We start from the raw sequence: 25,145 nt of genomic DNA, 5'->3' as shown, positions 1-25,145 counted from the left end.
GAACGGGCGGCGGATGGACGAGCGTTGAAGCTGTCTGTGGATGGTTTCTTTCGACTATGAAAGTTTGGCGCCGTCCGGCTATGGTTGGCGCCGGAAATGCACGGCCTGGCCGTGACGATAATAATAAGTGGAACATCAAAAAAGAACGGGAGTGCATGACATGAAGACCATTCTGAAGGCCACGACGCTGGCTCTGGCGCTCGGTTCCTCGACGCTTGCCATGGCTGAACCGGTCAAGATCGGCCTGATCACCACGCTGTCGGGCGGCGGCGCCGGTCTCGGCGTCGATACCCGCGACGGGTTCATGCTGGCGATCAAGCAGTCCGGCAACAAGGACATCACGGTCGTCACCGAAGACGATGCGCAGAAGCCGGAACTTGCCGTGCAGATCGCCGACAAGATGATCCAGAGCGACGAAGTCGACATTTTGACCGGTATCGTCTGGTCCAACCTGCTCATGGCCGTGGTGCCGGGTGCCGTTGCCCAGGGCAAGCTCTACATCTCGACGAATGCCGCTCCGGCAGCGCTGGCCGGCGAGAAGTGCGATCCGCTCTACTTCAACGCGGCCTACCAGAACGACAATCTTCATGAAGCCATGGGCGAATACGCCAACAAGGGCTACAAGAAGATGTTCATCATGGCCCCCAACTACCCGGCCGGCAAGGATTCGCTGACCGGCTTCAAGCGCTACTTCAAGGGCGCTGTCGCCAACGAAGTCTACACCCAGGTCGGCCAGACGGACTACGCTGCCGAAATCGCCCAGATCCGTGCCTCCGGCGCCGACGGCGTCTTCGCCTTTCTTCCGGGCGGCATGGGCATCGCCTTCATGAAGCAGTATGCCCAGTCGGGCGTGAAGACGCCGGTCATGGGCCCGGGCTTCTCGTTCAGCCAGGACGTTCTGCCGGCCATCGGCGACGCCGCACTGGGTGCCAAGGCGTCCGGCCAGTGGGCGAAGGACCTCGACAACGAGGCGAACAAGAAGTTCGTGCCGGCGTTCCAGAAAGAATACAACCGCCTGCCGTCGATCTACGCGCTGCAGGCCTATGATGCCGCCCAGCTGATCGTTGCCGCCGCATCCAAGGCCAGCGTCAAGGATACGGCAGCCTTCGCAGCAGAACTCAACAAAGCCGACATCCAGTCGCCGCGCGGCAAGTTCAAGTTCAACACCAACCGCCACCCGATCCAGGACATTTACGTCACTGAAGTGGTGAAGGACGGCGGCGTGCTGACCAACAAGATCGTCGAGAAGATCTTCACCGATCACGGCGATGCCTATGCGAAAGACTGCAAGAAGTAAGGCGGTCTTGTGACCTTTGCTCTCGCACTCGAGCAGTTGCTGAACGGCGTTCAGCTCGGCGTCATGCTGTTTCTGATGGCTGCCGGGCTGACGCTGATCTTCGGCGTCATGGGCCTGATCAATCTGGCCCATGGTTCGCTCTACATGGTCGGCGCGTTCGCCTGCGCAAGCGTTGCGGCGTGGACGGGCTCGTTCTGGCTCGGCCTCATTGCCAGCCTTGCGGCGGCGGCCGCCGCCGGGGCAATCATCGAGATCACCGTGATCCGCAGGCTCTACGATCGCGACCACCTGGACCAGGTGCTAGCGACCTTTGCGCTGATCCTGATCTTTTCGGAAGGCACGCGCTGGCTGTTCGGCTCCTTCCCGCTCTATCTCGACATCCCCGTCTTGCTGCAGGGCGCCGTCGGGCTGCCGGGCGGCGCGCAATATCCGCTCTACCGTCTGGCGATCATCCTTGCCGGTGCCCTGGTCGCCCTCGGTCTCTATGCGCTCATCTCCAAGACCCGTCTTGGCATGCGCATCCGGGCCGGCGAAAGCGACCGCGAGATGATCGGCGCTCTGGGCGTCGATATCCGCACGCTCTATACGCTGGTGTTTGCGCTGGGTGCGGCCCTTGCAGGGCTTGCCGGCGCCATGGTCGGCGCGCTGCAATCGGTGCAGGTCGGCATGGGCGAGCCCGTTCTGATCCTTGCCTTCGTCGTCATCGTCATCGGCGGTATCGGCTCGATCAAGGGAGCCCTTGTGGGCGCGCTGCTGGTCGGCGTTGTCGATACGATGGGGCGTTTCCTGCTGCCGCAGGGTCTGGCGATGATCGTGCCGCCGGCGCAGGCGGGCCTCATCGGCGGGGCGTTGGCCTCGATGCTCATCTACATCCTCATGGCGATCATCCTGGCGGTCAAACCGCGCGGGCTGTTCCCGGCGCAGGGGTGAAAAGATGGCCATCATGACCCGCGAAACCATCATCAACATTCTGCTTGCGGCGCTGCTGCTGGCGGTGCCGTTCATCGCCCAGGCCGTCGGCCAGCCGTTCACCATCACACTAGCCACCCGTATCGCCATCCTGGCGCTGGCGGCAGTCGGGCTCAACATCGCGCTGGGGCTCGGCGGGCTTGTCTCCTTCGGCCACGCCGCCTTCTTCGGGGTCGGCGGCTACGTCGCAGGCATCCTCTCGTCGCATGCGTTTTCCGGCGATCCGATGTTCTTCGGCTTCTCCGGCTCCAAGCAGATGCTCGTCGTCTGGCTGGTCGCCATCGTCGCCGCCGGCCTGCTGGGGCTTGCGATCGGTGCCATCAGCCTGCGCACATCCGGCGTCTACTTCATCATGATCACGCTCGCCTTCGCGCAGATGGTCTACTACTTCGCCATCTCCTGGCCCGCCTATGGCGGCGAGGACGGGCTGTCGATCGTCGTGCGCAACCAGTTTCCCGGCGTCAACAGCATGCGGCCGATGAACTTCTTCCTCATCTGCTATGGGGTGCTGATCGTCGGCATCGCGATCTCGGCGCTGATCCGTGCCTCGCGCTTCGGCGCCGCGCTGCAGGCCGTCCGCCAGAACGACGTGCGGGTTGCCTCGATCGGCATTTCGCCGATGCCGGTCCGCCTGACGGCCTTCGTCATCTCCGCCATGATCACGGCGGTCGCCGGCGCTCTCTATGCCGATCTCAACCGCTTCGTCAGCCCGTCCATGCTATCCTGGCATATGTCCGGCGAGCTGATCGTGCTGATCATTCTCGGCGGCACCGGGCGGCTGATGGGACCGGTCGCCGGTGCGGCGCTCTACGTGATCTTCGAGTACCTGCTCGGCGGGATCACCGAACGCTGGCAGTTCTTCCTCGGGCTCATCCTGCTGGCAACGGTTTTGTTTGCTCGCGGCGGACTGGTCGGGCTGCTGGCCGGAAAGGTGCGTCATGGTTGATCCGGTTCTCGTCATCGACGATCTGCGCAAGAGCTTCGGCGCGCTGAAGGCGACCGACGGCGTGTCGATCGATCTACGCCCCGGCGAGATCCACGCGCTGATCGGCCCGAACGGGGCCGGCAAGTCGACGCTCATCCACCAGATCTGCGGCACGCTGCGCCAGGACACCGGCAGCATCCGTCTTTCGGGTGAGGAAATCGGCACGCTCACGGCAGCGCAACGCGCCCGCCGCGGTCTGGGGCGCACGTTCCAGGTCTCGTCGCTGGCCGGCGAGTTCTCGGCGCTGCGCAACGTCATGCTGGCGGTGCAGGCCGGGCAGGGCTCGAGCTTCCGGTTCTTCCGCCCGGTGATGCGCGATCGGTCGCTGATCGACGAGGCGATGGCCAGGCTTGAGCGGGTGGGGCTTGCGAGCCGCGCCCAGGTGCCGGCGTCCGAACTGTCGCATGGCGAAAAGCGCCAGCTGGAGATCGCCATCGCATTGGCGCTCGACGTCAAAGCCTTCCTTCTCGACGAGCCGATGGCCGGCATGGGACCGGAAGGCTCCAAGGTGCTGACGGGCTTCCTCGACGGGCTGCGGCAGGAAGCGCCGATCCTGCTGGTAGAGCACGACATGGATGCTGTCTTCGCGCTTGCCGACCGAATCTCGGTGCTCGTTTACGGGCGGGTGATCGCAACCGGCAGCGTCGACGAGATCCGCAACGACCCGATCGTCCGCCAGGCCTATCTGGGAGATCATGCCTGATGCTTCTCGACGTGCAGGACATCACCACTTTCTATGGCGGCAGCCAGGCGCTGTTCGGCGTCGAGCTTCGCATCGGCGAAGGCGAGGTCGTGGCGCTGATGGGTCGCAACGGCATGGGCAAGTCGACGACCATCAAGTCGATCTGCAATCTCATGCCGCCGCGGTCGGGTCGCATCTTCTTCGACGGCAAGACCACGGAGCGGCAGGCGCCGTTCAAGGTGGCGCGGCTCGGGGTCGGACTGGTGCCGGAAGGCCGGCGCTGCTTTCCCAATCTCTCGGTCTACGAAAACCTGGTCGCAGCCGCGCGGCCGGGTCGCTGGACACTGGAGCGCGTCAACGAACTCTTCCCGCGCCTGCAAGAACGGCATGCGCAGATGGCAAAATCCCTGTCGGGCGGCGAGCAGCAGATGCTGGCTATCGGCCGGGCGCTGATGACCAATCCGCGGCTGCTGATCCTCGACGAAGCGACCGAGGGTCTCGCGCCGGTGATCCGCCAGGACATCTGGCGGGCGATCCGCACGCTGAAGGCGGACGGGCTGTCGATCCTCGTCGTCGACAAGACGCTGTCGGAACTGCTGCCCGTCGCGGACCACTGCGTGATCCTGGAAAACGGCCGCAATGCCTGGGCCGGCCGACCCGATCAACTGACGGCCGAACTGCAGGACCGATATCTCGGCGTATAGCTGCGGCCGGAACGTTGTCGGGTGCCACGGGTTCTCTCCTCAATCGAGAAGGAGAACACCATGCAGAACAACGGACAAGACAGCCGCGAGCAGATCCCCCTCGACAATGGCGTCGAAACCAGCGCCGGGACGGGCGAGGGAAAGACGCCGCACCAGCCGGACCCGATGACGACCGACATCCTGAAGGCGAAGAAGCTGCAGGAATCGGATCTCAAGACGGGCGAGGGAACGCAGGTTCATCCGGGCGGCCGGGTTGCCGATGCCGGCGACGCATCCGGCGGGACGCCCATTCCCTACGACATCGAAGCACAAGCCGACAGCGTCGGCCGCCAGTCGGCCAGCGTCAAGACCGACGAGGCGGAGTGACATCCGGCCCGTCCGAAACCTATCATCGGCGCGCCGATGTTTGCTGAGCTCAGGCCTTCAGCCTATCCACGGACTTCTGATCTGCCGGGAGTGCCGCCAGCCGACCGGCGAGCGTTGCCATGCGGTTCACCGCCTCTTCCAGAACGTCGTCCGGCACGGTGAGCGAGATGCGGATGAAGCCGGCCGCCTGATGGCCGAAGGATGAGCCGGGCATGACCGCGACCTTTTCCGACTGCAGCAATTCCCAGGCATAATCGGCGCCGCCGAGGCCGGTGCCGGTCACGTCCACCACGACGAACATGCCGCCCTCGGGCATCATCGGCTTCAAGAGGTTGCTGCCGGCCAGCGTCTTTTCGACGATCGCGGCGCGCCGCTGGTAATTCGCACGCATCACGTCGGCCGTCTCGAAGGGCTTCGACAGCGCCAGCGCCGTCATGTCGGAGATGAACGGCTGCACGCCGAACAGCATGGTTTCGGAGACAGGCAGCAGCTTCAAGCAGAATTCGTCCGGACCGGCGGCCCAGCCGCTGCGGAAACCGGGAGCGGCGTGCGACTTGGAGATCGAGGAGACGACGATCGTCCGTTCCGCAAGCTCTTCCATGTCGAAGGGCGAGGCAAAATCCTCGCCGAAGATCAGCTGCTCATAGACTTCGTCACAGACGATCCACAGGTCGTGCTTGCGGCAGATCTTGCCGATGGCGGCGATCTCGGCTTCGGTCAGCACGGCGCCCGTGGGGTTGTGCGGCGTGTTGAGGAGGAGGACACGAGCCTCCGGCGTGATCGCCCGCTCGAGGTCTTCCGCCTGCATGTGGAACCGGTTTTCCGGCCGCAACGGTACCGGAATGAAATGGGCGCCGGTCGAGGCAATCACGCCTTCATAGGTGGCATAAAGCGGATCGCCGACCAGCACGCCGTCTCCGGCCTCGACGAGCCCCATCATCACGGCATAGAGTGCGGTCTGGGTACCGGGGAAGCAGAGGAAGTTCTTTTCCGTCACGCCGGGGCGGCGCTTCGCGTACTTTTCCACCAGCGCCTTCAGCACCGGCGGTTCGCCGCGACCGTTCGAATAGCGGGTGCGGCCGGCATACATCGAGCGGGCGCACTCATCCAGCAGATCCTTGTGCGGCGGCTCGTCCGGCTCGCCGATGGTCAGCTCGATGATCGGTTCGCCGGCGGCCTTCATGCGGCGCGCCGCCAGATGAAGGGCCCAGCGGCCGGAACCGAGATCCGCCAGGCGGTCGGTGATGGATGCGTAGCGCATGAAAGCGTCTCCAGTTCAGGTGTGGTCGGCAGCCGCCAGTTCGCCGGGGGAAAGGCCCAGCAGCCGCTCGACGAAGATCAGTGCCGTATCGGACAGTTCGCTTTCGCCAAACATGTCGGCGACCAGCGTCCCCTCCAGCCACAGGCCGTCGATGATGCCGTTAAGCGCAATGGCATGCCGACGGCAATCCTGCGCATCGAGCGGCGCGCCTTTTTCGCGGAAGAAATCATAGAGCACGGTCTGCAGCGACTTGAGGAATGCGAGATAATGCTCGCGGTGGATGGCGGCGAAGACCGGATCGATGCGGATATGGCCGATGAAGGCGGCCCACAGCGACAGGGTTCGCGGATCGGTGACGGGCGGCGTCAGGTTGGCGGTGATGAACGAGCGGAGCCGTGCGCGCGCATCCGTGCCATCCGTCACGGCAGCATGCGCCGGCGCGCACATATCCGTCATCAACTGACGATAGGCGGCCTGCATCATCTGGTCCTTGCCGTCGAAATAATGCCGGATCAGGCCGCCGGTGACCCCGGCGCGGGTGGCGATCTGGCGAACCGTCGCGCCCTGGATGCCGAACTCGGCGATGCAATCGAGCGTCGCGGCGATAAGGTCCTCGCGGCGCTCGGCTTCGGTGGCCCGATGATAGGTCCGGCGTGTCAAGCGGCCTGCCGGAGCACGGGACGGGTGAGGCAGGTGGGGCCGCCCTCGCAGGCGATGCACAGGGCATCGGCCTCGAAGGTCTCGACCGTGCAGCCATGCGCCTCCATCGCGGCTCTCGTCGCCGGAAAGCCGTCGACCATGATCACCTTGCCGGGGCTCAACGGCAGGACGTTGAGGTTGAGGCCGTTGCTCGACGCGAAATCCGCCTCGGGGGCGTGGATCAGGGTGTAGCCGCGCTCCTTGAGCAGCATGTAGAAGGCGGCCGGCATCAGCGGTGCGTGCACCAGCGCCAGCTTCTCGGCGAGCGGACTGATCACCGACATCAGGTGCAGGCACGCTTCCTCGCCGAGCCAGAGCGGCAGGTCGTAGCCGAGCACCGTCACGCCGAGCGGCGCGAGAATGGCCGAAAGCTGCTCGATGCCCGCCTGGTTGGTGCGCACGCCGCGGCCGACGGCCAGCGTCTTGCCGTCGACCCAGACGCAATCGCCGCCTTCGACGGTGCCTGGCGCCACGATCGTGCCGAGGATGGGGATGCCGGCGGCACGATAGGCGTCCGCATGCATCTGCGGCTCGTTCTGGCGCAGCGCCTTGCCCATGCGCAGAATAACGGCACCCCTGTCGGTCATCAGCGACGGATCATGGGTGAACATGGAATCGGCCAGTCCGTCGCCCGTGTCCTCGATCCAGATGATCTCGGCGCCGCCACGCTCCACGAGCTCGGCGAAGCGGGCATGCTGGACGATCGCCTTCTCGGCATCGAAGGTCGCACCATAATGCCAGTCGGCTGCCTTGGCGGCCCGCAGGCTGTCGCCCGGGCGACGCATGAGCACACGGGTCAGCGGCGTGGACATGGCCTGGGAGCCGTAGCCGTTCATGAAAAACCCTCTGAATGGTTGGATTGGAAAGCAGACTGCCGTTATTATACGCTTGAGTAATTTTCGGACAAGTGCAAAACTCGACTGCATAGTTGCGGTGCCAGCTCCGCCTGATAAAAACAATGCTGGGGGAACAGTCGGTGCAGGTGACGGGACGTTTGACGTCCTGCGGTGAAGGTAACATGACGGACACGGCGCAAGCCATCGAAGTTCGCGATCTTTATAAGCGGTTCGGACCGCTTGAAGTTCTCAAAGGCGTATCACTGACGGCACGGCAGGGCGACGTTATCGCTCTCATCGGCGGTAGCGGGTCGGGCAAATCCACCTTCCTGCGGTGCATCAATATGCTTGAGACTCCGACGGCCGGGCAGGTTTCCATCCATGGCGAAACCATCGAGATGAAGACCGACGGCTATGGCGGGCTGGTGCCGGCGAACCGTCGCCAGGTCCAGCGGATCCGCACCAAGCTCGGCATGGTCTTCCAGTCCTTCAATCTCTGGCAGCACATGACCGTTCTGCAGAACGTCATCGAGGTGCCGGTCCACGTTCTCGGCCAGCCACGCGATCAGGCGATCGAGGTTGCCGAGGGCCTTCTGCGTCGCGTCGGCCTCTACGACAAACGCGACGCCTATCCCGCATTCATGTCCGGCGGCCAGCAGCAGCGTGCGGCGATCGCCCGCGCGCTCGCCATCCAGCCGCTGGTGATGCTGTTCGACGAGCCGACCTCGGCGCTCGATCCCGAACTCGTCGGCGAGGTACTCTCCGTAATCGCCGGCCTGGCGCAGGAAAAGCGCACGATGATCCTCGTCACCCACGAGATGAAATTCGCCCGTCAGGTGGCAAGCCATGTCGTCTTCCTCCATGACGGAGTGATCGAAGAGCAGGGTCCGCCTGCGGCGATCTTCGAAAATCCGCAATCGGAGCGGCTGAAGAAGTTCATCAGTTCCATCCACTGAACCACCAACAGAATATCGAAAAGGGGAAATCCATGAACACTCTGCTGAAGTCCGCAGCCATCGCGCTTGCAGTGTCCGTCGCCGCATTCGGCTCGGTCGCCGCCCAGGAAGTCAAGGTCGGCGTGGCCGCCGAACCCTATCCGCCGTTCACCTCGCCAGATGCCAGCGGCAAGTGGACCGGCTGGGAAGTCGAGTTCATGGATGCGGTATGCGCCGAGGCCAAGCTGAAGTGCGTGCTGACGCCGGTCGCGTGGGACGGCATCATCCCGGCTTTGACGTCGAAGAAGATCGACGCGATCATGAGCTCCATGTCGATCACCGACGAGCGCAAGAAGACCATCGATTTCTCGGACAAGTACTACAACACGCCGACCGCGGTCATCGGTCCGAAGGGTGACAAGTTCGAAGCGACGCCGGACGGCCTGAAGGGCAAGATCATCGGCGTCCAGGTTTCGACCATCCACGCCGAATATGCGCAGAAGTACTTCGGCCCGGGTGCCTCCGAGATCAAGGAATACCAGACGCAGGACGAGGCCAACAACGACCTCGCAGCCGGCCGTCTCGATGCCGTGCAGGCCGACCTGATCACGCTCGATTCCTTCCTGAAGTCGGACCAGGGCAAGGCCTGCTGCGACCTGAAGGGCAATGTCCAGGATGATCCGGCCATTCTCGGCGCCGGCGTCGGCATCGGCCTGCGCAAGGAAGACACCGCGATGAAGGACAAGTTCAACGCAGCCATCAAGGCCATCCGCGCCAACGGCACCTACGACACGATCTCGAAGAAGTACTTCGATTTCAACGTCTACGGCAAGTAATCGCACCCAAGCCTTGGTCGCCGGATCCTGCCTTGCGGCGGGGTCCGGCGATTGCGATCCTGCCTCCGATCAAGTCTCCCGACGAAGCCCTGAAAGCGTTTGCCGATGGACGCCACTCTCCAACTCCTGTCGCTATCCGCCCCCGGCTGGGGTGGCGCGCTGCTGGCGGGCCTTCTGACCTCGCTGCAGGTGGCGGTCGGCGGATATCTGCTCGGCCTGATCATCGGCGTCGGCGGTGCGGCGGGCAAGCTGTGGGGCGGGCCGATCCTGCGCGATCTGCTCGAAGTCTATACGACCGTCGTGCGCGGCGTGCCGGAACTGGTGCTGATCCTCATCCTCTATTACGCCGGCACCGACGCGGTGAACCAGGTGACGATGCTTCTCGGCATGCCGCCGGTGGACATCAGCGGACTTGCGGCGGGCATCTTCGTCATCGGCGTGGTTCAGGGCGCCTATGCGACGGAAGTGCTGCGTGGCGCCATCCTTGCCGTGCCGCCGGGCCAGCTCGAAGCGGCGAGGGCCTACGGGATGTCGCCCTTCCTGTCGCTGCGCCGCGTGACGCTGCCGGCCATGCTGCCTTACGCGCTGCCCGGCCTCTCCAATCTCTGGCTGATCACCACCAAGGACACGGCGCTGCTGGCCGTCGTCGGATTTGCCGAACTGACGCTCGTGACGCGCCAGGCGGCCGGCACGACGAAAGCCTACCTGACATTCTTCCTCGCAGCCGGCGCTCTCTATCTTCTCGTGACGCTCGTTTCCAGCCTGCTGATCGGCATCCTTGAGAAGCGTTCCCGCCGCGGCATGGTGCGGCCGGGAGGCACGTCATGAGCGATCCCGTCCTCGTGCCGACATTCGAGATGCCAAAGGCCCGCAGCCTGCTGGAACCGCATCGGCTGTTCCTGATGGCGCTCGCCGCGCTGTTGGTGTTCTGCGTCGCCTGGTTCATGCGCTGGGACTGGCTGCCGCGCTACCAGACGCGCCTCATCTACGGCCTCGGCGAGACCATCCTGCTGCTGTTTTCCACGTCCTTCGTCGGCTTTCTGATCGCCGTGCCTCTCGGCCTGGCGCAGGTCACCGGCCCGCGGCCGCTCGCATGGCTGGCCCGAGGTTTTTGCACCCTGATCCGCGGAACGCCGCTGCTGCTGCAGCTCTGGCTGCTCTATTACGGCCTGGGTTCGCTGTTCGCCCAGTTTCCGGAAATCCGCTCTTCGTTCCTCTGGCCGTATCTGCGGCAGGCCTGGCCCTACGGCTTCGTGGCGCTGACCATCTCGTTTGCCGCCTATGAAGGCGAAGTGATGCGCGGTGCGTTTGCCGGCGTGCCGCGCGGCGAGTTGGAGGCGGCGCGGGCCTATGGCATGCGTCCGTTCACGCTGTTCCGCCGCATCTGGCTGCCGCGGGCCATCCAGCGCACGCTGCCGACGCTGACCGGCGAGACGGTGCTGCAGCTGAAATCGACGCCGCTGGTCGCGACGATCACCGTCGTCGACGTCTACTCGGTGATCTCCAAGGTTCGCCAGGACACGTTCCTGACTTACGAACCGCTGCTGCTGCTGGCGCTGATCTACCTCCTCCTCACCGGTATCCTGGTGTTTGCCTTCCGGCAGCTGGAAAAGCGCGTTCCCAACCGCGGCGCCTGAGGGCCGGGCCGTCTCAGGATCAGGAGAGACGGCCGCTGCGGCGCAGGCGCAGCATCGCCCAGGCGCCGAGAAACGGGCCGGGGGCGAGGAAGACAAACGTCCACTGCCAGCTTCCAAGCCACGCCGCAAGCTGCGGCATCAGCCAGATGCTGATGCTGGTCAGCGCAAAGCCCATGCCCATCTGCAGCGACAGCGCCGTGCCGACCAGATGACGTTCCGACAGTTCGGTCGCGGCGGCGGAGAACTGGGCGGAATCGCCGATGACGGTGATGCCCCAGACGAGCACCAGCGTCATCAGCAGCCAGAACGGACCGTCGAAGACAAAGCCGACGATGAGCGCGCAGCTTCCCGATATCAGCATCATGCCGGCGGTGGTCAGCGCCCGGCCGAGACGGTCGGAGAGCAAACCGCCGGCAACGCAGCCGACGATGCCCGCGGCAAGCGCCGCAAAGGTGGCGAGCGAGCCGCCGGCCGACACACTGCCGGCAAACCCCGCCGGTGAGGCGGTCAGATAGGCGAGCAGCCAGGCCCAGAGCGCGTAGAGCTCCCACATGTGGCCGAGATATCCGGCATTGACGAGCATCAGGTCGCGGTTGCGGAACACCTGGCCGATCTGCCGGGGGTCGAAGATCGTCCGGGCGAAGGGATGTGGCCCTTCCCGAACGGCGGCGAGGAAGATCACCCCGCCGACCAGTCCCGAGGCGGAGGCAAGTGTCACGACGATCCGCCAGTCGAGCGCCGCCGTCAGTCCACGGAACAGATGTGGCAGCGAGGAGCCGGCGGTGAGCGCGCCGATGACCAGGCCGAGTGCCAGTCCGCGCCGGCGCTCGAACCATGTCGCTGCGAGCTTCATCGCCGGGGGATAGACGCCGGCCAGCGCAAAGCCGGTCAGGAAACGGCAGGCGACCGCGCCGGCAAGGCCTGGCTCCAGCAGCAGTGCCGCATTGGCGAGCCCGGCAAGCGCTGCCGAGCATGCGGCCAGCCGGTTCATCCGCACGATGTCTGGCAGGTTGATCAGGCTTGCCAGCAGTGCGCCCGTGACGAAGCCCAGCTGTACGCCGTTGGTCAGCCAAGCCGTCGCGCCGCTGCCGAGTGCGAGGTCACGCGTCAGTTCGGCGCCGACCGCCGTGGCCGAGAACCAGGATGACAGGGATAGAACGACGGCGAGACACAGCCAGCCGAGCATCGGCCAGTCCTTCGCCGCGTGCATCCCCGGTTGTTTCATCTGCTGGATCCATTGGCCGCTCCGGGCCTGTAGCGTTCTGCGATGTGGCGGTCCGGCAGCCGCGGCGTGCCGAACAATTTGTCGCGCATGGTGCCCGGCCGGTAGGCGGTCTTGTAGACGCCGCGCTCCTGGAGGATCGGCACGACGAGCCCGATGATGTCGTCGAAGCATTCCGGCACAACGGTGCGCGACAGGTTGAAGCCGTCTATCCCGGCATCGATGCTCCACGCCATCAGTTGGTCGGCGATCCTCTCGGCCGATCCCACCATCGGCGGCTGGCGGCTGCCGAGCACCATCTGCTCCAGCAGCTTGCGCTTCGTCCACTGCGGCCCGGCGCTGCGGCTGATCGCCTCGACATTGGAGACGATCGCATTGCTCTGGCCAGCGTCAATCGGCTCGTCGAGATCGAATTTCGAGAAGTCGATGCCGAGCGACGACGCGGCATGCACAAGGGCCGCTTCAGAGCTGACGTAACGGCGGTAGTCCTCGAATTTCTCACGCGCCTCGTTCTCGGTCCGGCCCGTCACGATGGTCGCGCCCATGAACACCTTGATGTCGTCGGCCGGCCGGCCGTAGGCGACCGCCTTGGCGCGGATGTCCTCGACGATGGCCCGCACGCCGTCGATCTTCTGGCCGTTGACGAAGACGCATTCGGCATGGGTGGCGGCGAACTGCCGGCCGCGGGTCGAGGAGCCTGCCTGGTAGAGCACCGGCGTGCGCTGCGGCGAGGGGGCGCTCAGATGCATGGCGTCGAGACGGTACTGCTTGCCCTCGTGGCGGATCCGGTGAACCTTGGCGGGATCGGCATAGAGATGGGCTGCACGATCGAAGACGACGGCATCATCCTCCCAGCTGCCTTCCCACAGCCGGTACATGATATCCATGTATTCATCGGCCAGATCGTAGCGATCGTCGTGAGCGCTCTGCCCGTCCAGACCGATCGCCTTTGCCGCGCTGTCCAGATAGCCGGTGACGATGTTCCAGCCGATGCGGCCGCCGGTCAGGTGATCGAGAGTCGACATGCGTCGCGCAAACAGGAAGGGCGTCTCGTAGGTGAGGTTGGCAGTCACGCCGAAACCCAGATGCTCGGTCACCGCCGCCATCGCCGGCACCAGCATCAGCGGGTCGTTGACCGGAACCTGGACAGCGCCGCGCAGGGCAGCATCGGGGCTGCCGCCCAGAACGTCGTTGATGCCGACGACGTCGGCAAAGAAGATGCCGTCGAACAGGCCCTTCTCCAGCCGCTTCGCGTAGTCGGTCCAGTACGCAAGCTCGGTGTAGCGGTGCGACTGATCACGCGGATGCGCCCACAGCCCATGCTGGATATGACCGACACAGTTCATGTCGAAGGCGTTGAAGTGGATTTCGCGCATGCGGTCCTCGGGCAGGCCGAGCCATCGGTTGCACGATAGCCGGTATCTTCTATAGGATGTCGTCGTCTACCATAAGAGACGTTCGCGAAAGAAGGCAAGCATGGCATCAGCGGAAATCGTCGGCGCGCAGGAGATCGCCGCGCGCATCAGGATCGAGCGGGAGACCCGCGGCTGGTCGCTGGCCGAGCTTGCCGACCGCTCCGGCGTTTCGAAGGCGATGATCAGCAAGATCGAGCGATGCGATGCGAGCCCGACGGCCACCGTGCTCGGCAAGCTGTCGGGCGCCTTCGGCCTGCCGTTGTCGGTGCTGCTGGCGCTGGCCGAAACGCCGGACGATCGCCTGTCGCGCGCCGATCGACAGCCGATCTGGACGGATCCCGACACTAACTATACGCGGCGCGCGCTGTCACCGGCCAATGGCAACGGTCTCGAACTGATCGAGGTCGCGCTGCCTGCCGGCGTGCGTGTTCCCTATCCGGCCTCGGCTTTCGTCTTCCAGCGCCAGCAGATCCTGCTTCTTGCCGGCCGGCTCGATTTTTCCGAAGGCGAGACCGTTCACGAACTGCAGCCCGGCGATTGCCTCGAACTTGGTGCGCCGCAGCCTTGCGTGTTCTTCAATCCGGGTTCGGAGACGGCCCGCTATCTGATCGCGCTCGTGCGCCGATAGCCTCAGGCACCAAGCCACAGCTTGATGATGAGGCCGACCACGCTGACGGCAAGCACACCCGCCGCCCAGAGCGCCACGAACCAGGCGAGCTGGGATGCGATGCGGCCGCCCATCAGTGGTATCCCTCTTCCGGATCGACCTTGCCGCGGAACACCCAGTAGGCATAGGCGGTGTAGATGAGGATCAGCGGCACCAGGATGGCTGCCCCGATCAGCATGAAGATCAGGCTTTCCTCCGGAGCGGCCGCCTCCCAGATGGTGAGCGTTTCCGGGATGATGTAGGGATAGAAGCTGATGCCGATGCCGGCATAGGCGAGAACGAACAGGCCGAGCGCCGAAACGAACGGCCACGTGTCGTGCCGGATCCGCAGCGCTACAATCAGCGAGACGAAACTGGCGAGCACCAGCAGCGGCAGGACGACGCTGAAGATGGCGGTCGGATAACTGAACCAGCGGTCGAGGTATTGCGGCTTGAGGAACGGCGTCCACAGACTGACGCTGCCGATGGCGATGACCGTCAGGATCGCTGCCGGCAGGGCGATCCGTCTGGCCCGGGCAGCCAGCTCCCCCGAGGTTCGCATGACAAGCCAGGTGGCACCGAGCAGGGTGTAACCGATGATCAGCGCGATCCCGGTGCCGATCGAGAACGGCGTCAGCCAGTTCCACCATCCGCCCGCATAGGCGCGGTTGGCGACCGGGATGCCCTGCACCAGGGCGCCGAGCGCGATGCCCTGGCAGAAGGCGGCCATCGCCGAGCCGCCGGCAAACGACCAGTCCCACAGCCGTTCGCCGCGCTTGGTTCTCCAGCGGTATTCGAATGCGACGCCGCGGAAGATCAGCGCCACCAGCATGGCGATCAGCGGCGCGTAGAGGGCAGGAAGAATGGTCGCGTAGGCGAGCGGGAACACGGCCAGCAGCCCGCCGCCGCCGAGCACCAGCCACGTCTCGTTGCCGTCCCAGACCGGCGCAATGGTGTTCATCATCACGTCGCGATCGTGCTTTTCCGGGAACAGCGGAAAGAGGATGCCGACGCCGAGATCAAAGCCGTCGAGGACGACATAGGCAAGAACGGCGAAGGCGATGATTGCCGCCCAGACGACGGGAAGATCAAGCGCCATGATGCGCACCTCCATGGATCGGTTCGGCCTGCTGCTGATCGTCTCCCAGCCCAGGTGGCGGGGTGATGCCGGCGGTGCGGATCGGTCCCTGGCCCAGATGGCCGTCGGGATCGCGCGGCAGGCGGCCCATCAGCCGCAGGATGTAGAAGGTGCCGGCGCCGAAGACGAGGAAGTAGACGATGATGAAGGTGACGAGCGAGGCACCGACGGCCGGGGACGAGATCGGCGAGATGGACTGGGCGGTGAGCAGGTGGCCGTACACCGTGTAGGGCTGCCGGCCGACCTCGGTGGTGATCCATCCGGCAAGCACGGCCACGAAGCCGGCCGGACCCATGGCCACTGCCAGCCGGTGCAGCCCGCGGTTCTGGTAAAGCGTTCCCTTCCAGCGGCAGTAGAGGCTCCAGAGGCCGAGCCCCAGCATCGCGAAGCCAAGCCCGACCATGACGCGGAAGGAGAAGAAGATGATCTCGACCGGCGGCTCCAGCTCATCGGCTATCGTGTCGAGCCCGGCCAGTGGCGCGTTGAGGTCGTGCTTGAGGATGAGGCTGGACGCCCTGGGGATCTCGATGGCGTAATCGACGCGCTTGCGATCCTGGTCGGGGATGCCGAACAGGATCAGCGGTGCGCCGCCAGCACTGCTCTCGAAATGGCCTTCCATGCCCATCACCTTGGCCGGCTGGTGTTCGAGCGTGTTCAGCCCATGCGCGTCACCGGCGATGATCTGCAGCGGTGCCACGACGGAGATCATTCCCATCGCCATCGAGAACATCGTGCCGGCCCGCAGGGGTGCCGTGCGCCGCAGCAGGTGAAAGGCGCCGACGGCACCGACGACCAGCGCGGTCGTGAGGTACGCGGCCAGCAGCATGTGCGTGAAGCGATAGGGGAAGGACGGGTTGAAGATCACCGCCAGCCAGTCGATCGGGACGAACTGACCCTTGTCGTTCATGGCAAAGCCGGCCGGCGTGTGCATCCACGAATTGGCGGCAAGGATCCAGATGGCGGACATCAGCGTACCCGCGGCGACCATCAGGGTGGCGAAGAAGTGTAGCGCCGGGCCGACGCGCTTGCGGCCGAACAGCATCACGCCGAGGAAGCCGGCCTCGAGGAAGAAGGCCGACAGCACTTCGTAGCCCATCAGCGGGCCGATGATCGGACCGGCCTTGTCGGAGAAGACGCTCCAGTTGGTGCCGAACTGATAGGACATGACGATGCCGGAGACGACGCCCATGCCGAAGGACATGGCGAAGATGGTCTTCCAGAAATCGAAAAGCTCGATATAGACCGGCTTCTTCGTCCACAGGTGCAGGCCCTCGAGCACCGCCAGATAGCTGGCGAGGCCGATCGAGAAGGCCGGGAAGATGATGTGAAACGAGATCGTGAAGGCGAACTGGATCCGCGCGAGGATCGTTGCGTCGAAATTTTCCATGGCACACCCGTTATCCGCTCCATCCCCCGACGGTGCGTCGAGGTCGGCTGGACCACAATTAGGCGAGGTTTGGCTTCGAGCGGCAACCGATCTTGTTGCCGCAGGTCAGCATGCCACACCGGGCAAATGGTCGCAAATAAAAGAGGGGCGCTTCCGGTTGGGAAGCGCCCGAGTGGGGGAGGTTCTATGACGTTGCCGCCGCGTCTGGACGCGATCGACAGGCATCGAACATGATCGCATGACGATAGTTCCAGCCGATTTCGCACTTCGCCCAACCCCGGCTGTTGCACGCTTTTGGCGGAACATCGGACGCCAGGGGAGGTTTGGATAACAGCCAACGAAAGGAGGATAATGATGAGCGAAGCCGTACAGACGACCGACCACAAGGCCATCCGTCAATGGGTGGAGGAACGCGATGGTCACCCTTCGCGGGTCAAGGGCGCCGAGGAAGGCGGCCTGCTGAGGATCGATTTCGGCAAGCCCGAAGACAATCTCGAAGCCATCGAATGGGACGACTTCTTCGCGATCTTCGACGACAACAAACTGGCCTTTCTGCATCAGGACGAAACGAAGGACGGCAAGACCAGCCGCTTCAACAAGTTCGTCAACCGCACTTGAGGCCCCAGCCACAGGAGCATCAAATGTCCAACAACCAGCATTTCAAGACGACAAAGCCGAGCGATGTCGACCTCGCACGCGACCCAGGTATCGGCCAGTCGAAGGGGCTCAGCCGCTTCGAAGGCGAAGAGCCGATCGAAGGTGAAAACAGCGTCGAGGGCGATGTGCTGAACGATACACGCGCCGATGGCGGCATCGATCCAGATCAGCGGGGCAGGGCCAACAAGTAACGGCCGAGGAGATGACAATGCAAGGCAACAAGACACACCAGCAGCAGCGCAGCATCATCCAGAAGGACGAGAACACCGCCAATGGCGGCGCCGACTTCGATGCTCGCGCCGATCTCGACCGCGATGCGGCTGCCCGTGAGGCGTTCCGCAAGGGCGAAGAATCGATCCACGCCCGTGCCGGCGACGTGTCGATGAACGACGATCCGTCTATCGTGCGCGGCGTCATTCCGGGCCGGGATGCCTCCAGGTAAGCATCTTCGCAGCTAAAGTTTGGCACGAGGGCCGGCGTCGTCAAACGCCGGCCTCTTCATATCTCGATATGCGCGAGCAGGGGCAGATGGTCGGAGGCGCGCTTTGCCAGCCCGACATCGACGGCCTCGGACGACAGTATGCGCGGTCCGTGCGCGACGAACACGTGGTCGAGCCGCAACAGCGGCCAGCGCGACGGAAAGCTCGGCGCCGCAAGCCGGCCGGTCTGCGACCTGACATCATCGACGAGGCGGGCGAGCGTCTTGTAGGGGGCCGAGGAGGGAATGGAGTTGAAGTCGCCGATCAACACGAGCGGCTTTCCCTTGGCATCCGGGTGCGTCAGCCAGCCTTCTCCCGCAAGTTCATCCGCCTGCCTTTGGCGATCCCGCCGCAGCAGCCCGAGATGGGTATTGAACACCTGCAGCGGCCCGTCCACATCTACCTCGGCCCAGAGCGCGCCACGCGGCTCGCCGATCGAGGCCAGAGGTCCGGCCTTGATAAGCCGCATCGGGAAGGCGGTCATCAGCGCGTCGCCATACTGCTCCTCCTCGACGCTCAGCGCCGGGTGGAAAGCAAAATCCATCTTCAGGCGCTTGGCGATCGCCTCCGCCTGGTCGATGCCGCCGCTTCGTTTTCGACCAACGTCGAGCTCCTGCAGTCCGATGATATCCGGCGCCAGTTCGGCGATGACGTCGGCGATACGGCCCGGATCGAGCCGGCGGTCGGTCCCCACGCAGCTGTGAACGTTATAACTGAGGATGCGGATGGTCCGTCGCGGGCGCGCCGACGTATCTTGCAAGGGATCAATCATGAGGCGGGGAACCCGTTATCCCTGCCTTTCGTTCCCTTCGCACGCAACAAGTGGAGCCGGTCATCGCCGGCTCTTGAGAAAAACGGGAAGGCCTTCGTGACGCGGCACATCATCAGACTTCTTCTTGCGGTCATCATCGGGGTCGCCGTGGTGCTCGTCTATCGCAGCCTTAGCCGCTACAGCCTTGAGGATATCGGCAGTTCGCTGGCGATGATCCCCGCCTGGCGGCTCGCGACGGCCACGCTGTTTGTCGTCGCATCCTACGCCTGCCTGTCCGGCTTCGATTGGCTTGCGCTCCGCTATGTCGGAAAGCCGCAGCCGTTCCGCAGGGCAGCACTGGCGTCGTTTTCGGCGCTGTCCATCGGCCATAATGTCGGGGGTGCGGCGCTGTCGAGCGGCGCGGTGCGCTACCGCTTCTACACGCGCTGGGGGCTGACGACCGACGAAGTGGCCAAGGTCATCCTGTTCTGCGGGGCAACCGTGCTGCTGGGGCTCAGCATGCTGGCGGCACTGACGCTGCTGTTCATGCCGCCGACCGGCCAGACACTGCTGCAGTTGGATCCCTGGCCGCGGTTCTGGCTCGGCATCCTCTTTCTGAGCTACCCCGTCGCCTACTTCCTCTGCTCCATCTGGGGAAAGCCGCCGCTGAAGTTTCGGTCGTTCCGGATGGACATGCCGCCGACCGGTCTCTGCGCCGCCCAGATCCTGGTCGGTACGGTCAACTTCGGCTGCGTTGCGGGAGCCCTCAACCAGTTGCTCGGCACGTTCACGGATGTCGGCTACCTGCAGGTGGCCTCCGCCTACGTCACGGCAACGCTTGCAGCGCTGCTGAGCCACGTGCCGGGAGGGCTGGGAGTTCTGGAGGCGACGATGCTGCTGCTTCTGCCGGCGAGCGCCTCCATAGGTGCGCTCGTCGCCTTCCGGGTGTTGTACTATTTCATTCCGCTGCTGATCGGCGTGCCGCTGTTCCTGCTGAGCGAGGCGTATTTCCGCCGCCGTCCGCACACAGTGTCGCCCGCCGCTTCACGAGAAGCTGCGGGTCAGGCGTGAGATCGCCCAGCGGGTGCCGACCTTCATCTGCCGCACCGGCCAGAAGGGGCGCCGCGGATCCACGATCGACGTGCCAAGCAGCGAATCCGTCTCGCCGTTCGGATCGTCCACCTCGAAGCTGCGCAGACCGCGCGCCTTGACGTTGTAGCGCTCCATCGTCTGGATGAGAGAGCCGGTCTCCTGGATGGAGGCGGTGATCTCGGCCGGGCTGGCATCCAGGTGTTCGGCGATCAGGTCGTCGCGCAGGGAAAGCACCGCAGCCCGCCCTTCATCGGTCACCGGTTCGAAGGCCAGGTCGGATTCGGTATCCAGGCCTTCCGAGCGGTTGTTGAGGTTGGAGGAGCCGACACGGATGAAGCGGTCATCGACGATGACCAGCTTGGCGTGCACGACGATCTCCCGATCTTCACCCTGTTCGTTGGCGTTGACGGCATAGTAGACCCGCAGGCGGTCATGGGGGTCGTAGCGCTTCAGGCGGCGGATCAGGCGGGTGCGGTTGTGGCCCATCATCAGCTTTTCCAGAAGGCCGTGCGATTCCCGCGTCACCAGAATGATGATCTCGGGGCCTTCGGGCTCCTGCAGCCTGTCGATGATGGTACGGGCCACCGAAAACGATGCGAGATACTGCGATTCCAGGTAGATGTGGCGTTCGGCGGCGCGCAGGGCATCATGCGTCAGCTGTACCGCTTCGCGCCGACCGGGCCTTCCGTTCCAGCGCAGCGGTTCGGTCAGCGCCAGGGCAACCGGGCAGTCGACAAGCGCCGGCTGCAGATCCTCGGGCCACAGGTCCTGCGTCGACGGCGGTCCGGCTACCAGCGTCTCGCGCTTGGCGCGCTTCCAGCGCTTGCGGCAGGCATCACCGACCATCCGGGCGGCATCACCCGAAACGATCGACTGGATGTCGTGCACTGGTCCGTAGCAGGTGCCGTCTGGCGAGCAGCGCAGGTCGTTGGGGATGGCGTGCCGACGGTCGTCCCAGCGTCGAGCGGTAAGGTCGATACCGCCGAGGAAGGCAACGGCGTCGTCGATGCAGACCATCTTCTGGTGGTGGCTGGCGCGCAGCGGGTGATTGAAGTCGAATTCCATGTGAATGCGGGGATGGTCGTTCCAGCCGCTCTTCTGGAACAGCTTCAGGCTCTTGCCGGAATAGACGGGACCCATTCCCCAGACGAGGATATGCACGGTCAATCCGTCCCGCTCCTCGACCTTGGCGCGCAGAATGTCACCGAGCGTCGCGCTACCCGGCGCCTCCGGCTTCAGCCGGATACCCGGGTTGAAGTCCCAACCGACGATGAAGATCGAATGCTGCGCCTTGCGGAGAACCTCATCCAGCCGCCGGTAATATTCAGCCCCGTCGATCAGGAACGCCGCGCGGTCGCAGGTAGTCTGGCGCCAGACGTTGCGGCCGAGGCGAGCGATAGGCTGGCGGATTTTCGGCTGTGGAAGACGGTTGATGCTTGTGCCAACGTCCAAGATAGTCACCCCTGGTATCTCTGATGGCCAATGAAACGCGCATAGCGGCGACGGGTTCCCGTCGCCGCTCCTGCATCTCTCAGCAAAATATGTCGCCGCTTGCCTCTAGAAATGACCTCGGCTAGACCTGCTGCGGTGGCTCCCGCGTCTCGTCGGGATTTGGAACCGGATCCTCGTCCGGCAGGCGATCCGGCTCAGGCTCCATGATCGGTGGCTCGGGTGCCCAGACGGGGGAGGGCATTGGCGGCTGCTCGCTCGGTTCCCGGGGTTCGGGCATGTCGCGTCTCCTCTTCTGTTCGAGGTTCCAACTGATCGCCGCCCGGTTCGTTCCGAAAAAGCTTCCCACGCGGCCCGGAGGAACCCGAGGCCTGCAAGCCGAGTTGACTGGTTGATCCGAGATAGGGACAGGAGGATTGCGTCATGACCCATTCTGCCGACCATTTCCTTGCATGGCTGCGGGATGCGCATGCGATGGAGGTGCACGCGATCGCGCTGCTCCGCACCCAGATCGGCCGTATCGAGAATTATCCGGAGCTTCGCGCCCGGCTGGAAGACCATCTGGTGCAGACGGAAGCGCAGGCGCAGGCGTTGCAGCAGTTGCTGGACCGTCAGCCGGGTGGCGGATCGATGTTGAAGAATGTTGCCGGCCGTCTCAGCGCCACCGCACAGGGTGTCACCAGCCTGCTGTCGGGCGACGAGGTGGTCAAGGCGGCGATGGCCGCCTACACGTTCGAGCATTCGGAGATCGCCACCTACCGAGTTCTGATCGCTGCAGCGGACGAACTCGCCGATACGGAAGCGCTCGCCGTGTTTGAAAAGAACCTCGCCGAAGAGGTGGCCATGGCTACATGGCTGGAGGGCCATCTGGACGTGGTGACCCGCCTCTATCTGATGCGCGACGAGCGCAATCTCCAGGCAAAACGATAATAGCTGATGGACGCCGGTTACACCCGTCGTGCGGAGATCGAGAATGAGGTGGCAAAAATGAAGAACGGGCGCTGACGCCCGCTCTGGTGGTTCCCGGCAGATCGATGAGCGATCAGAGCCCCATGCGACTGTTCAGTTCGTGCGGATCACGAACCCCAGCCTGATAAAGCTCGATCATCTGTGCTGCGAGATGGGAGGCGACGGGATTGTCGCCATCAAGGCCGCGCTTGCGGCGTATCGTGTCGAAGCAGCCCTGGAGAAATTCCAGGTCCTGCGGCTCAAGGGTGGTTTGCACTGGTGCAAATTCCATCACTATGGCCTCCTCTAAAGGAGGGCGGAAGCGCATGCTTCCAGTCACCGGACGCCCTGATCTTCAGCCGGCGATGGCTCAAGGTACTCCTCTCGGCCACGGATGCAAGGCGGGGCGCCTTCACGAAAAAGCGAAGATCCGGCGGCGCCCCGTCAGCGGATGGTTACTCGTCCGCCAGACGATTGGCATCCTGATCGTGATACTGCTCGTTCTGGATCGCCTTGCCGTCCAGGCCACGCTCGCGCGAATGCTGCGCCTTGTCGCGGTTGGAAAGCACCATGTTTTCCGGCAGCTTTTCCTTGTCGATGTCGGTCATCGCGCCGGTGCCGCTCAGCTTGCCCTGCGATGCAGATCCGATGTGCTTGGAACTGGCGTTAGCCATGGCTTCCTCCTTGCATTGTCTCTTGTTCAACAAGGATAGAACCTCAAGCGCCGGGGTTTGATCCATCGGCATCGCGAAAAGTCAGGCAGTTGCCAGCGTTCCGGATCGCGCGCCGGCAAAGCAGCCGAGCCAGATCTGCGTCGAAAGGATGCCGATGAAGGCCGCATTGTCGCGGAAGCCGGTGAGCGGACGGCTGCCGGCCTTGGCGGCCAGTCTGGCGACGGCGCGCGGATCGAAAAGTCCGGCATCGCCAATCGCCTGCTCGCTCAGAAAGCTGGAGGTGCAGGCGCGACCGGCCGCACCGAGAAAGGATGCGCTGTCGGGTGCCCGATAGGGTTGCTTGGGCCGCTTGCCGACAAGATCCGGCAACAGGTCGCCGGCGATCTGGCGCAGCACGTGCTTTTCCGTCAGGTCCTTGAGCACCTGGTTCGGCGGCAGCCGCGTCGCCCGCTCGACAAGCCGATGGTCGAGAAACGGAAACCGGCCCTCGATGCCCTGCGCCATCGCCATCCGGTCGCCCTGGCTCGACAGGATGTAGCCGGGCAGCAGGAAGCGGGTCTCGAGGTACTGGGCCTGGTGCAGCGGATGCCAGCGGCGGAAGCGATCAGGAAGCCGCGCCGCGAGATCTTCGGCCGCATCGTAGCCGCTAAGTTTATGGCGCAGTTCTTCCGAGAAGAACAGCTTGGCGCCGCTCGTGGTGCGCATGCGAGGCCGGTGCGAGAAGAGCGGGTCATCCAGCCGATCCTGCGCGGTGCCGAAGAAGGCCGCCAGATAATCGGCGGACTGGTTCTGCAGGCCCGGGAGATAGGGATAGAGCTTGCGCAGCAGAAGGGGCCGGCGGCGGGAAGCCGGCTGGCGGGCGCAGAAGCGCCGCAACTTGGCCTCCTTGAAGATGTCGTAGCCGCCAAACACCTCGTCGGCGCCTTCGCCGGTCAGCACCACCTTCATGCCGGTCTGCCGGACGAGGCCGGCCAGCGCAAACAGCGGTGCCGGCGCCGTTCTCAGCACCGGCCGCTCGGCAAAACGGATCACATCGGCAAACGACGCCGCGATGTTCTCGGGCGTACTGGCCGCGGATCGATGGCGGGTGCCGAGCGCGTCGGCCACCTGCCGCTGGAAAGCGCTTTCGTCGTGTTCGGCGCTATCGAATGTGACCGAGAAGGTGTTGAGGCCGTCGGGTGCCATGGGTGCCGCAAGCGCGCAGATGAGCGACGAGTCGAGGCCGCCGGAGAGATAGGCGGCAACCGGCACGTCGGCCCGCATGCGCAGCCGCACCGCGTCGGTCAGCAATGCGGCGATTTCCTCTTGCGCCTCGCCTTCGTTCTGGTTGCCGCCGGTATCGCCGATGTCGGGATAGTCCAGCGTCCAGTACGGCCGGATGTCGACCGTGCCGTTCTCGACGATCATCCGATGTCCCGGCTCGAGCTCGAAAATATCCTTGAATGCCGTGCGCGGTGCGATCGGCGCCCAGAAGGTGAAAATCTGGTCAAGCGCGATCGGATCGAGATCCGCCTCGACGCCCGGCATCTCCAGCAGCGCCTTGACCTCGGAACCGAAGACCAGGCCGCCGTCTCTCGGCGTGTAGAAAAGCGGACGCACGCCCATCCGGTCTCGGGCGAGCAGCATGCGGTGCCGGCGGCCGTCCCAGAGTGCGAAGGCGAAGTCTCCGTTCATCCGTGTCAGGCACTCGTCGCCATAGGCTGCATAGAGAGCGAGTATGACCTCCGTGTCGCTGCCGGTACGGAACATTTGGCCGCGCTGCTTCATCTCTTCGCGCAGTTCGACGTAGTTGAAGATCTCGCCGTTGAAGACGATCGTCAGCGCGCCATCGGTGCTGTGCATCGGCTGCTGGCCGTCGCTCAGCCCGACGATCGACAGGCGGACATGCGCCAACCCGACATCGTCCTTGTGCCAGATACCGGATCCATCCGGTCCGCGATGGGCAATGGAGGCAGCCATGGCCGTCAGGACCGACGGCGCCCGAGCGGGGTCCAGGGCAATGTTGCAGAAACCGGCAAAGCCACACATGGTGAAGTCCTGAACCGACGGAAGGTTCTGTCATAATGCACACCGGTGTGCG

The 25,145-nt window shown here is 64.4% G+C and carries 29 protein-coding genes; 16 read left to right on the top strand and 13 right to left on the bottom strand.

The window, feature by feature from the left end; all coding sequences use genetic code 11:
• Window positions 1–160: 160 nt before the first annotated feature.
• Genes ACR65N_RS15300 through ACR65N_RS15275 form a run of 6 tightly spaced genes read left to right on the top strand, consistent with a single transcriptional unit; the run spans window position 161 to window position 5,003 of the window.
• A complete protein-coding gene (locus ACR65N_RS15300) occupies window positions 161–1,297 on the top strand; it encodes an ABC transporter substrate-binding protein (RefSeq protein WP_440457700.1) in 1,137 nt (378 codons plus the stop codon).
• 9 nt (window positions 1,298–1,306) lie between these two features.
• Entirely contained in the window at window positions 1,307–2,227 is a 921-nt protein-coding gene (locus tag ACR65N_RS15295; RefSeq protein ID WP_440457699.1) for a branched-chain amino acid ABC transporter permease, read from the top strand.
• 13 nt (window positions 2,228–2,240) lie between these two features.
• A complete protein-coding gene (locus ACR65N_RS15290; protein WP_440457775.1) occupies window positions 2,241–3,212 on the top strand; it encodes a branched-chain amino acid ABC transporter permease in 972 nt (323 codons plus the stop codon).
• On the top strand, window positions 3,205–3,954 hold the full coding sequence (locus tag ACR65N_RS15285; RefSeq protein WP_430304812.1) for an ABC transporter ATP-binding protein: 750 nt from the start codon (window positions 3,205–3,207) through the stop codon (window positions 3,952–3,954). Before ACR65N_RS15290 ends, ACR65N_RS15285 begins: the two co-directional genes overlap by 8 nt.
• Window positions 3,954–4,637, top strand: coding sequence for an ABC transporter ATP-binding protein (locus ACR65N_RS15280; RefSeq protein ID WP_430304810.1), 684 nt, complete (start codon window positions 3,954–3,956; stop codon window positions 4,635–4,637). The genes ACR65N_RS15285 and ACR65N_RS15280 overlap by 1 nt, the downstream gene beginning before the upstream one ends.
• A gap of 60 nt (window positions 4,638–4,697) precedes the next feature.
• Window positions 4,698–5,003, top strand: coding sequence for a hypothetical protein (locus ACR65N_RS15275; protein WP_440457698.1), 306 nt, complete (start codon window positions 4,698–4,700; stop codon window positions 5,001–5,003).
• Window positions 5,004–5,052: 49 nt separating this feature from the next.
• Here the strand turns inward: ACR65N_RS15275 and ACR65N_RS15270 are convergent, their stop codons facing one another.
• Genes ACR65N_RS15270 through ACR65N_RS15260 form a run of 3 tightly spaced genes read right to left on the bottom strand, consistent with a single transcriptional unit; the run spans window position 5,053 to window position 7,799 of the window.
• Window positions 5,053–6,264 carry a pyridoxal phosphate-dependent aminotransferase gene (locus tag ACR65N_RS15270; RefSeq protein ID WP_440457697.1) on the bottom strand — a complete coding sequence of 404 codons (1,212 nt, stop codon included), beginning with the start codon at window positions 6,262–6,264 and terminating at the stop codon, window positions 5,053–5,055.
• A 15-nt stretch (window positions 6,265–6,279) separates the two neighbouring features.
• Window positions 6,280–6,924, bottom strand: a complete 645-nt coding sequence (locus ACR65N_RS15265; RefSeq protein WP_440457696.1) for a TetR family transcriptional regulator C-terminal domain-containing protein — start codon at window positions 6,922–6,924, stop codon at window positions 6,280–6,282.
• Window positions 6,921–7,799, bottom strand: a complete 879-nt coding sequence (locus ACR65N_RS15260) for a dimethylarginine dimethylaminohydrolase family protein (RefSeq protein WP_440457695.1) — start codon at window positions 7,797–7,799, stop codon at window positions 6,921–6,923. The genes ACR65N_RS15265 and ACR65N_RS15260 overlap by 4 nt, the downstream gene beginning before the upstream one ends.
• A gap of 182 nt (window positions 7,800–7,981) precedes the next feature.
• On the opposite strand from ACR65N_RS15260, the gene ACR65N_RS15255 reads away from it, so the two are divergent.
• The 4 genes from ACR65N_RS15255 (at window position 7,982) to ACR65N_RS15240 (ending at window position 11,207) form a co-directional block, all read left to right on the top strand.
• Entirely contained in the window at window positions 7,982–8,755 is a 774-nt protein-coding gene (locus ACR65N_RS15255) for an ABC transporter ATP-binding protein (protein ID WP_430304804.1), read from the top strand.
• Between the two features lie 32 nt (window positions 8,756–8,787).
• The gene (locus ACR65N_RS15250; RefSeq protein WP_430304803.1) at window positions 8,788–9,570 is read left to right on the top strand and encodes a transporter substrate-binding domain-containing protein; all 783 of its coding nucleotides are present in this window, start codon (window positions 8,788–8,790) and stop codon (window positions 9,568–9,570) included.
• Window positions 9,571–9,675: 105 nt separating this feature from the next.
• Window positions 9,676–10,398, top strand: coding sequence for an ABC transporter permease (locus ACR65N_RS15245; RefSeq protein WP_440457694.1), 723 nt, complete (start codon window positions 9,676–9,678; stop codon window positions 10,396–10,398).
• Complete coding sequence (locus ACR65N_RS15240; protein ID WP_440457693.1) at window positions 10,395–11,207, top strand: ABC transporter permease; 813 nt, start codon at window positions 10,395–10,397, stop codon at window positions 11,205–11,207. Before ACR65N_RS15245 ends, ACR65N_RS15240 begins: the two co-directional genes overlap by 4 nt.
• Window positions 11,208–11,226: 19 nt before the next feature.
• Here the strand turns inward: ACR65N_RS15240 and ACR65N_RS15235 are convergent, their stop codons facing one another.
• Together ACR65N_RS15235 and ACR65N_RS15230 are read right to left on the bottom strand one after the other, a co-directional pair.
• Window positions 11,227–12,432: an MFS transporter gene (locus ACR65N_RS15235; protein ID WP_440457692.1), complete on the bottom strand. Its 1,206-nt coding sequence runs from the start codon at window positions 12,430–12,432 to the stop codon at window positions 11,227–11,229.
• The gene (locus ACR65N_RS15230) at window positions 12,429–13,805 is read right to left on the bottom strand and encodes an LLM class flavin-dependent oxidoreductase (RefSeq protein ID WP_440457691.1); all 1,377 of its coding nucleotides are present in this window, start codon (window positions 13,803–13,805) and stop codon (window positions 12,429–12,431) included. Before ACR65N_RS15230 ends, ACR65N_RS15235 begins: the two co-directional genes overlap by 4 nt.
• A 100-nt stretch (window positions 13,806–13,905) precedes the next feature.
• Here ACR65N_RS15230 and ACR65N_RS15225 point away from each other — a divergent pair, with 100 nt between their 5' ends.
• The gene (locus tag ACR65N_RS15225; protein WP_430304798.1) at window positions 13,906–14,472 is read left to right on the top strand and encodes a helix-turn-helix domain-containing protein; all 567 of its coding nucleotides are present in this window, start codon (window positions 13,906–13,908) and stop codon (window positions 14,470–14,472) included.
• A gap of 112 nt (window positions 14,473–14,584) precedes the next feature.
• Here the strand turns inward: ACR65N_RS15225 and cydB are convergent, their stop codons facing one another.
• Together cydB and ACR65N_RS15215 are read right to left on the bottom strand one after the other, a co-directional pair.
• Complete coding sequence (gene cydB, locus ACR65N_RS15220; RefSeq protein WP_440457690.1) at window positions 14,585–15,589, bottom strand: cytochrome d ubiquinol oxidase subunit II; 1,005 nt, start codon at window positions 15,587–15,589, stop codon at window positions 14,585–14,587.
• Window positions 15,579–17,015 (bottom strand): cytochrome ubiquinol oxidase subunit I, encoded by a 1,437-nt coding sequence (locus tag ACR65N_RS15215; protein ID WP_440457689.1) that lies wholly within the window; start codon window positions 17,013–17,015, stop codon window positions 15,579–15,581. Before ACR65N_RS15215 ends, cydB begins: the two co-directional genes overlap by 11 nt.
• Window positions 17,016–17,369: 354 nt before the next feature.
• On the opposite strand from ACR65N_RS15215, the gene ACR65N_RS15210 reads away from it, so the two are divergent.
• From ACR65N_RS15210 to ACR65N_RS15200, 3 genes are read left to right on the top strand one after another with little or no spacing between them, the layout of a single operon-like run.
• Window positions 17,370–17,633 (top strand): hypothetical protein, encoded by a 264-nt coding sequence (locus ACR65N_RS15210; RefSeq protein ID WP_430304795.1) that lies wholly within the window; start codon window positions 17,370–17,372, stop codon window positions 17,631–17,633.
• A gap of 23 nt (window positions 17,634–17,656) precedes the next feature.
• Window positions 17,657–17,863 (top strand): hypothetical protein, encoded by a 207-nt coding sequence (locus ACR65N_RS15205; protein WP_440457688.1) that lies wholly within the window; start codon window positions 17,657–17,659, stop codon window positions 17,861–17,863.
• A gap of 17 nt (window positions 17,864–17,880) precedes the next feature.
• Complete coding sequence (locus ACR65N_RS15200; RefSeq protein WP_430304792.1) at window positions 17,881–18,114, top strand: hypothetical protein; 234 nt, start codon at window positions 17,881–17,883, stop codon at window positions 18,112–18,114.
• Between the two features lie 56 nt (window positions 18,115–18,170).
• On the opposite strand, the gene ACR65N_RS15195 is transcribed toward ACR65N_RS15200, so the two are convergent.
• On the bottom strand, window positions 18,171–18,923 hold the full coding sequence (locus ACR65N_RS15195; protein WP_440457687.1) for an endonuclease/exonuclease/phosphatase family protein: 753 nt from the start codon (window positions 18,921–18,923) through the stop codon (window positions 18,171–18,173).
• A 96-nt stretch (window positions 18,924–19,019) separates the two neighbouring features.
• Between ACR65N_RS15195 and ACR65N_RS15190 the strand changes: the two genes are divergently transcribed.
• The gene (locus ACR65N_RS15190) at window positions 19,020–19,973 is read left to right on the top strand and encodes a putative bifunctional lysylphosphatidylglycerol flippase/synthetase (RefSeq protein WP_440457686.1); all 954 of its coding nucleotides are present in this window, start codon (window positions 19,020–19,022) and stop codon (window positions 19,971–19,973) included.
• On the opposite strand, the gene ACR65N_RS15185 is transcribed toward ACR65N_RS15190, so the two are convergent.
• Window positions 19,947–21,446 (bottom strand): phospholipase D-like domain-containing protein, encoded by a 1,500-nt coding sequence (locus ACR65N_RS15185; RefSeq protein WP_440457685.1) that lies wholly within the window; start codon window positions 21,444–21,446, stop codon window positions 19,947–19,949. The genes ACR65N_RS15190 and ACR65N_RS15185 overlap by 27 nt on opposite strands.
• Before the next feature lie 121 nt (window positions 21,447–21,567).
• Window positions 21,568–21,723, bottom strand: a complete 156-nt coding sequence (locus ACR65N_RS15180; RefSeq protein WP_430304788.1) for a hypothetical protein — start codon at window positions 21,721–21,723, stop codon at window positions 21,568–21,570.
• A 143-nt stretch (window positions 21,724–21,866) separates the two neighbouring features.
• Between ACR65N_RS15180 and ACR65N_RS15175 the strand changes: the two genes are divergently transcribed.
• Window positions 21,867–22,373: a ferritin-like domain-containing protein gene (locus ACR65N_RS15175; protein WP_430304787.1), complete on the top strand. Its 507-nt coding sequence runs from the start codon at window positions 21,867–21,869 to the stop codon at window positions 22,371–22,373.
• Window positions 22,374–22,485: 112 nt separating this feature from the next.
• Here the strand turns inward: ACR65N_RS15175 and ACR65N_RS15170 are convergent, their stop codons facing one another.
• The 3 genes from ACR65N_RS15170 to asnB form a co-directional block, all read right to left on the bottom strand.
• On the bottom strand, window positions 22,486–22,686 hold the full coding sequence (locus tag ACR65N_RS15170) for a hypothetical protein (RefSeq protein WP_440457684.1): 201 nt from the start codon (window positions 22,684–22,686) through the stop codon (window positions 22,486–22,488).
• 160 nt (window positions 22,687–22,846) lie between these two features.
• Window positions 22,847–23,065 (bottom strand): hypothetical protein, encoded by a 219-nt coding sequence (locus ACR65N_RS15165; RefSeq protein ID WP_430304785.1) that lies wholly within the window; start codon window positions 23,063–23,065, stop codon window positions 22,847–22,849.
• 81 nt (window positions 23,066–23,146) lie between these two features.
• Window positions 23,147–25,093, bottom strand: a complete 1,947-nt coding sequence (gene asnB, locus ACR65N_RS15160; protein WP_440457683.1) for an asparagine synthase (glutamine-hydrolyzing) — start codon at window positions 25,091–25,093, stop codon at window positions 23,147–23,149.
• Between the last annotated feature and the right edge of the window lie 52 nt (window positions 25,094–25,145).

The sequence above is a fragment of the Rhizobium sp. SAFR-030 genome (genome assembly GCF_059415005.1).
The sequence above is the reverse complement of the archived record's forward strand: the minus strand, read 5'-3'. Positions and strand labels throughout refer to the sequence as shown.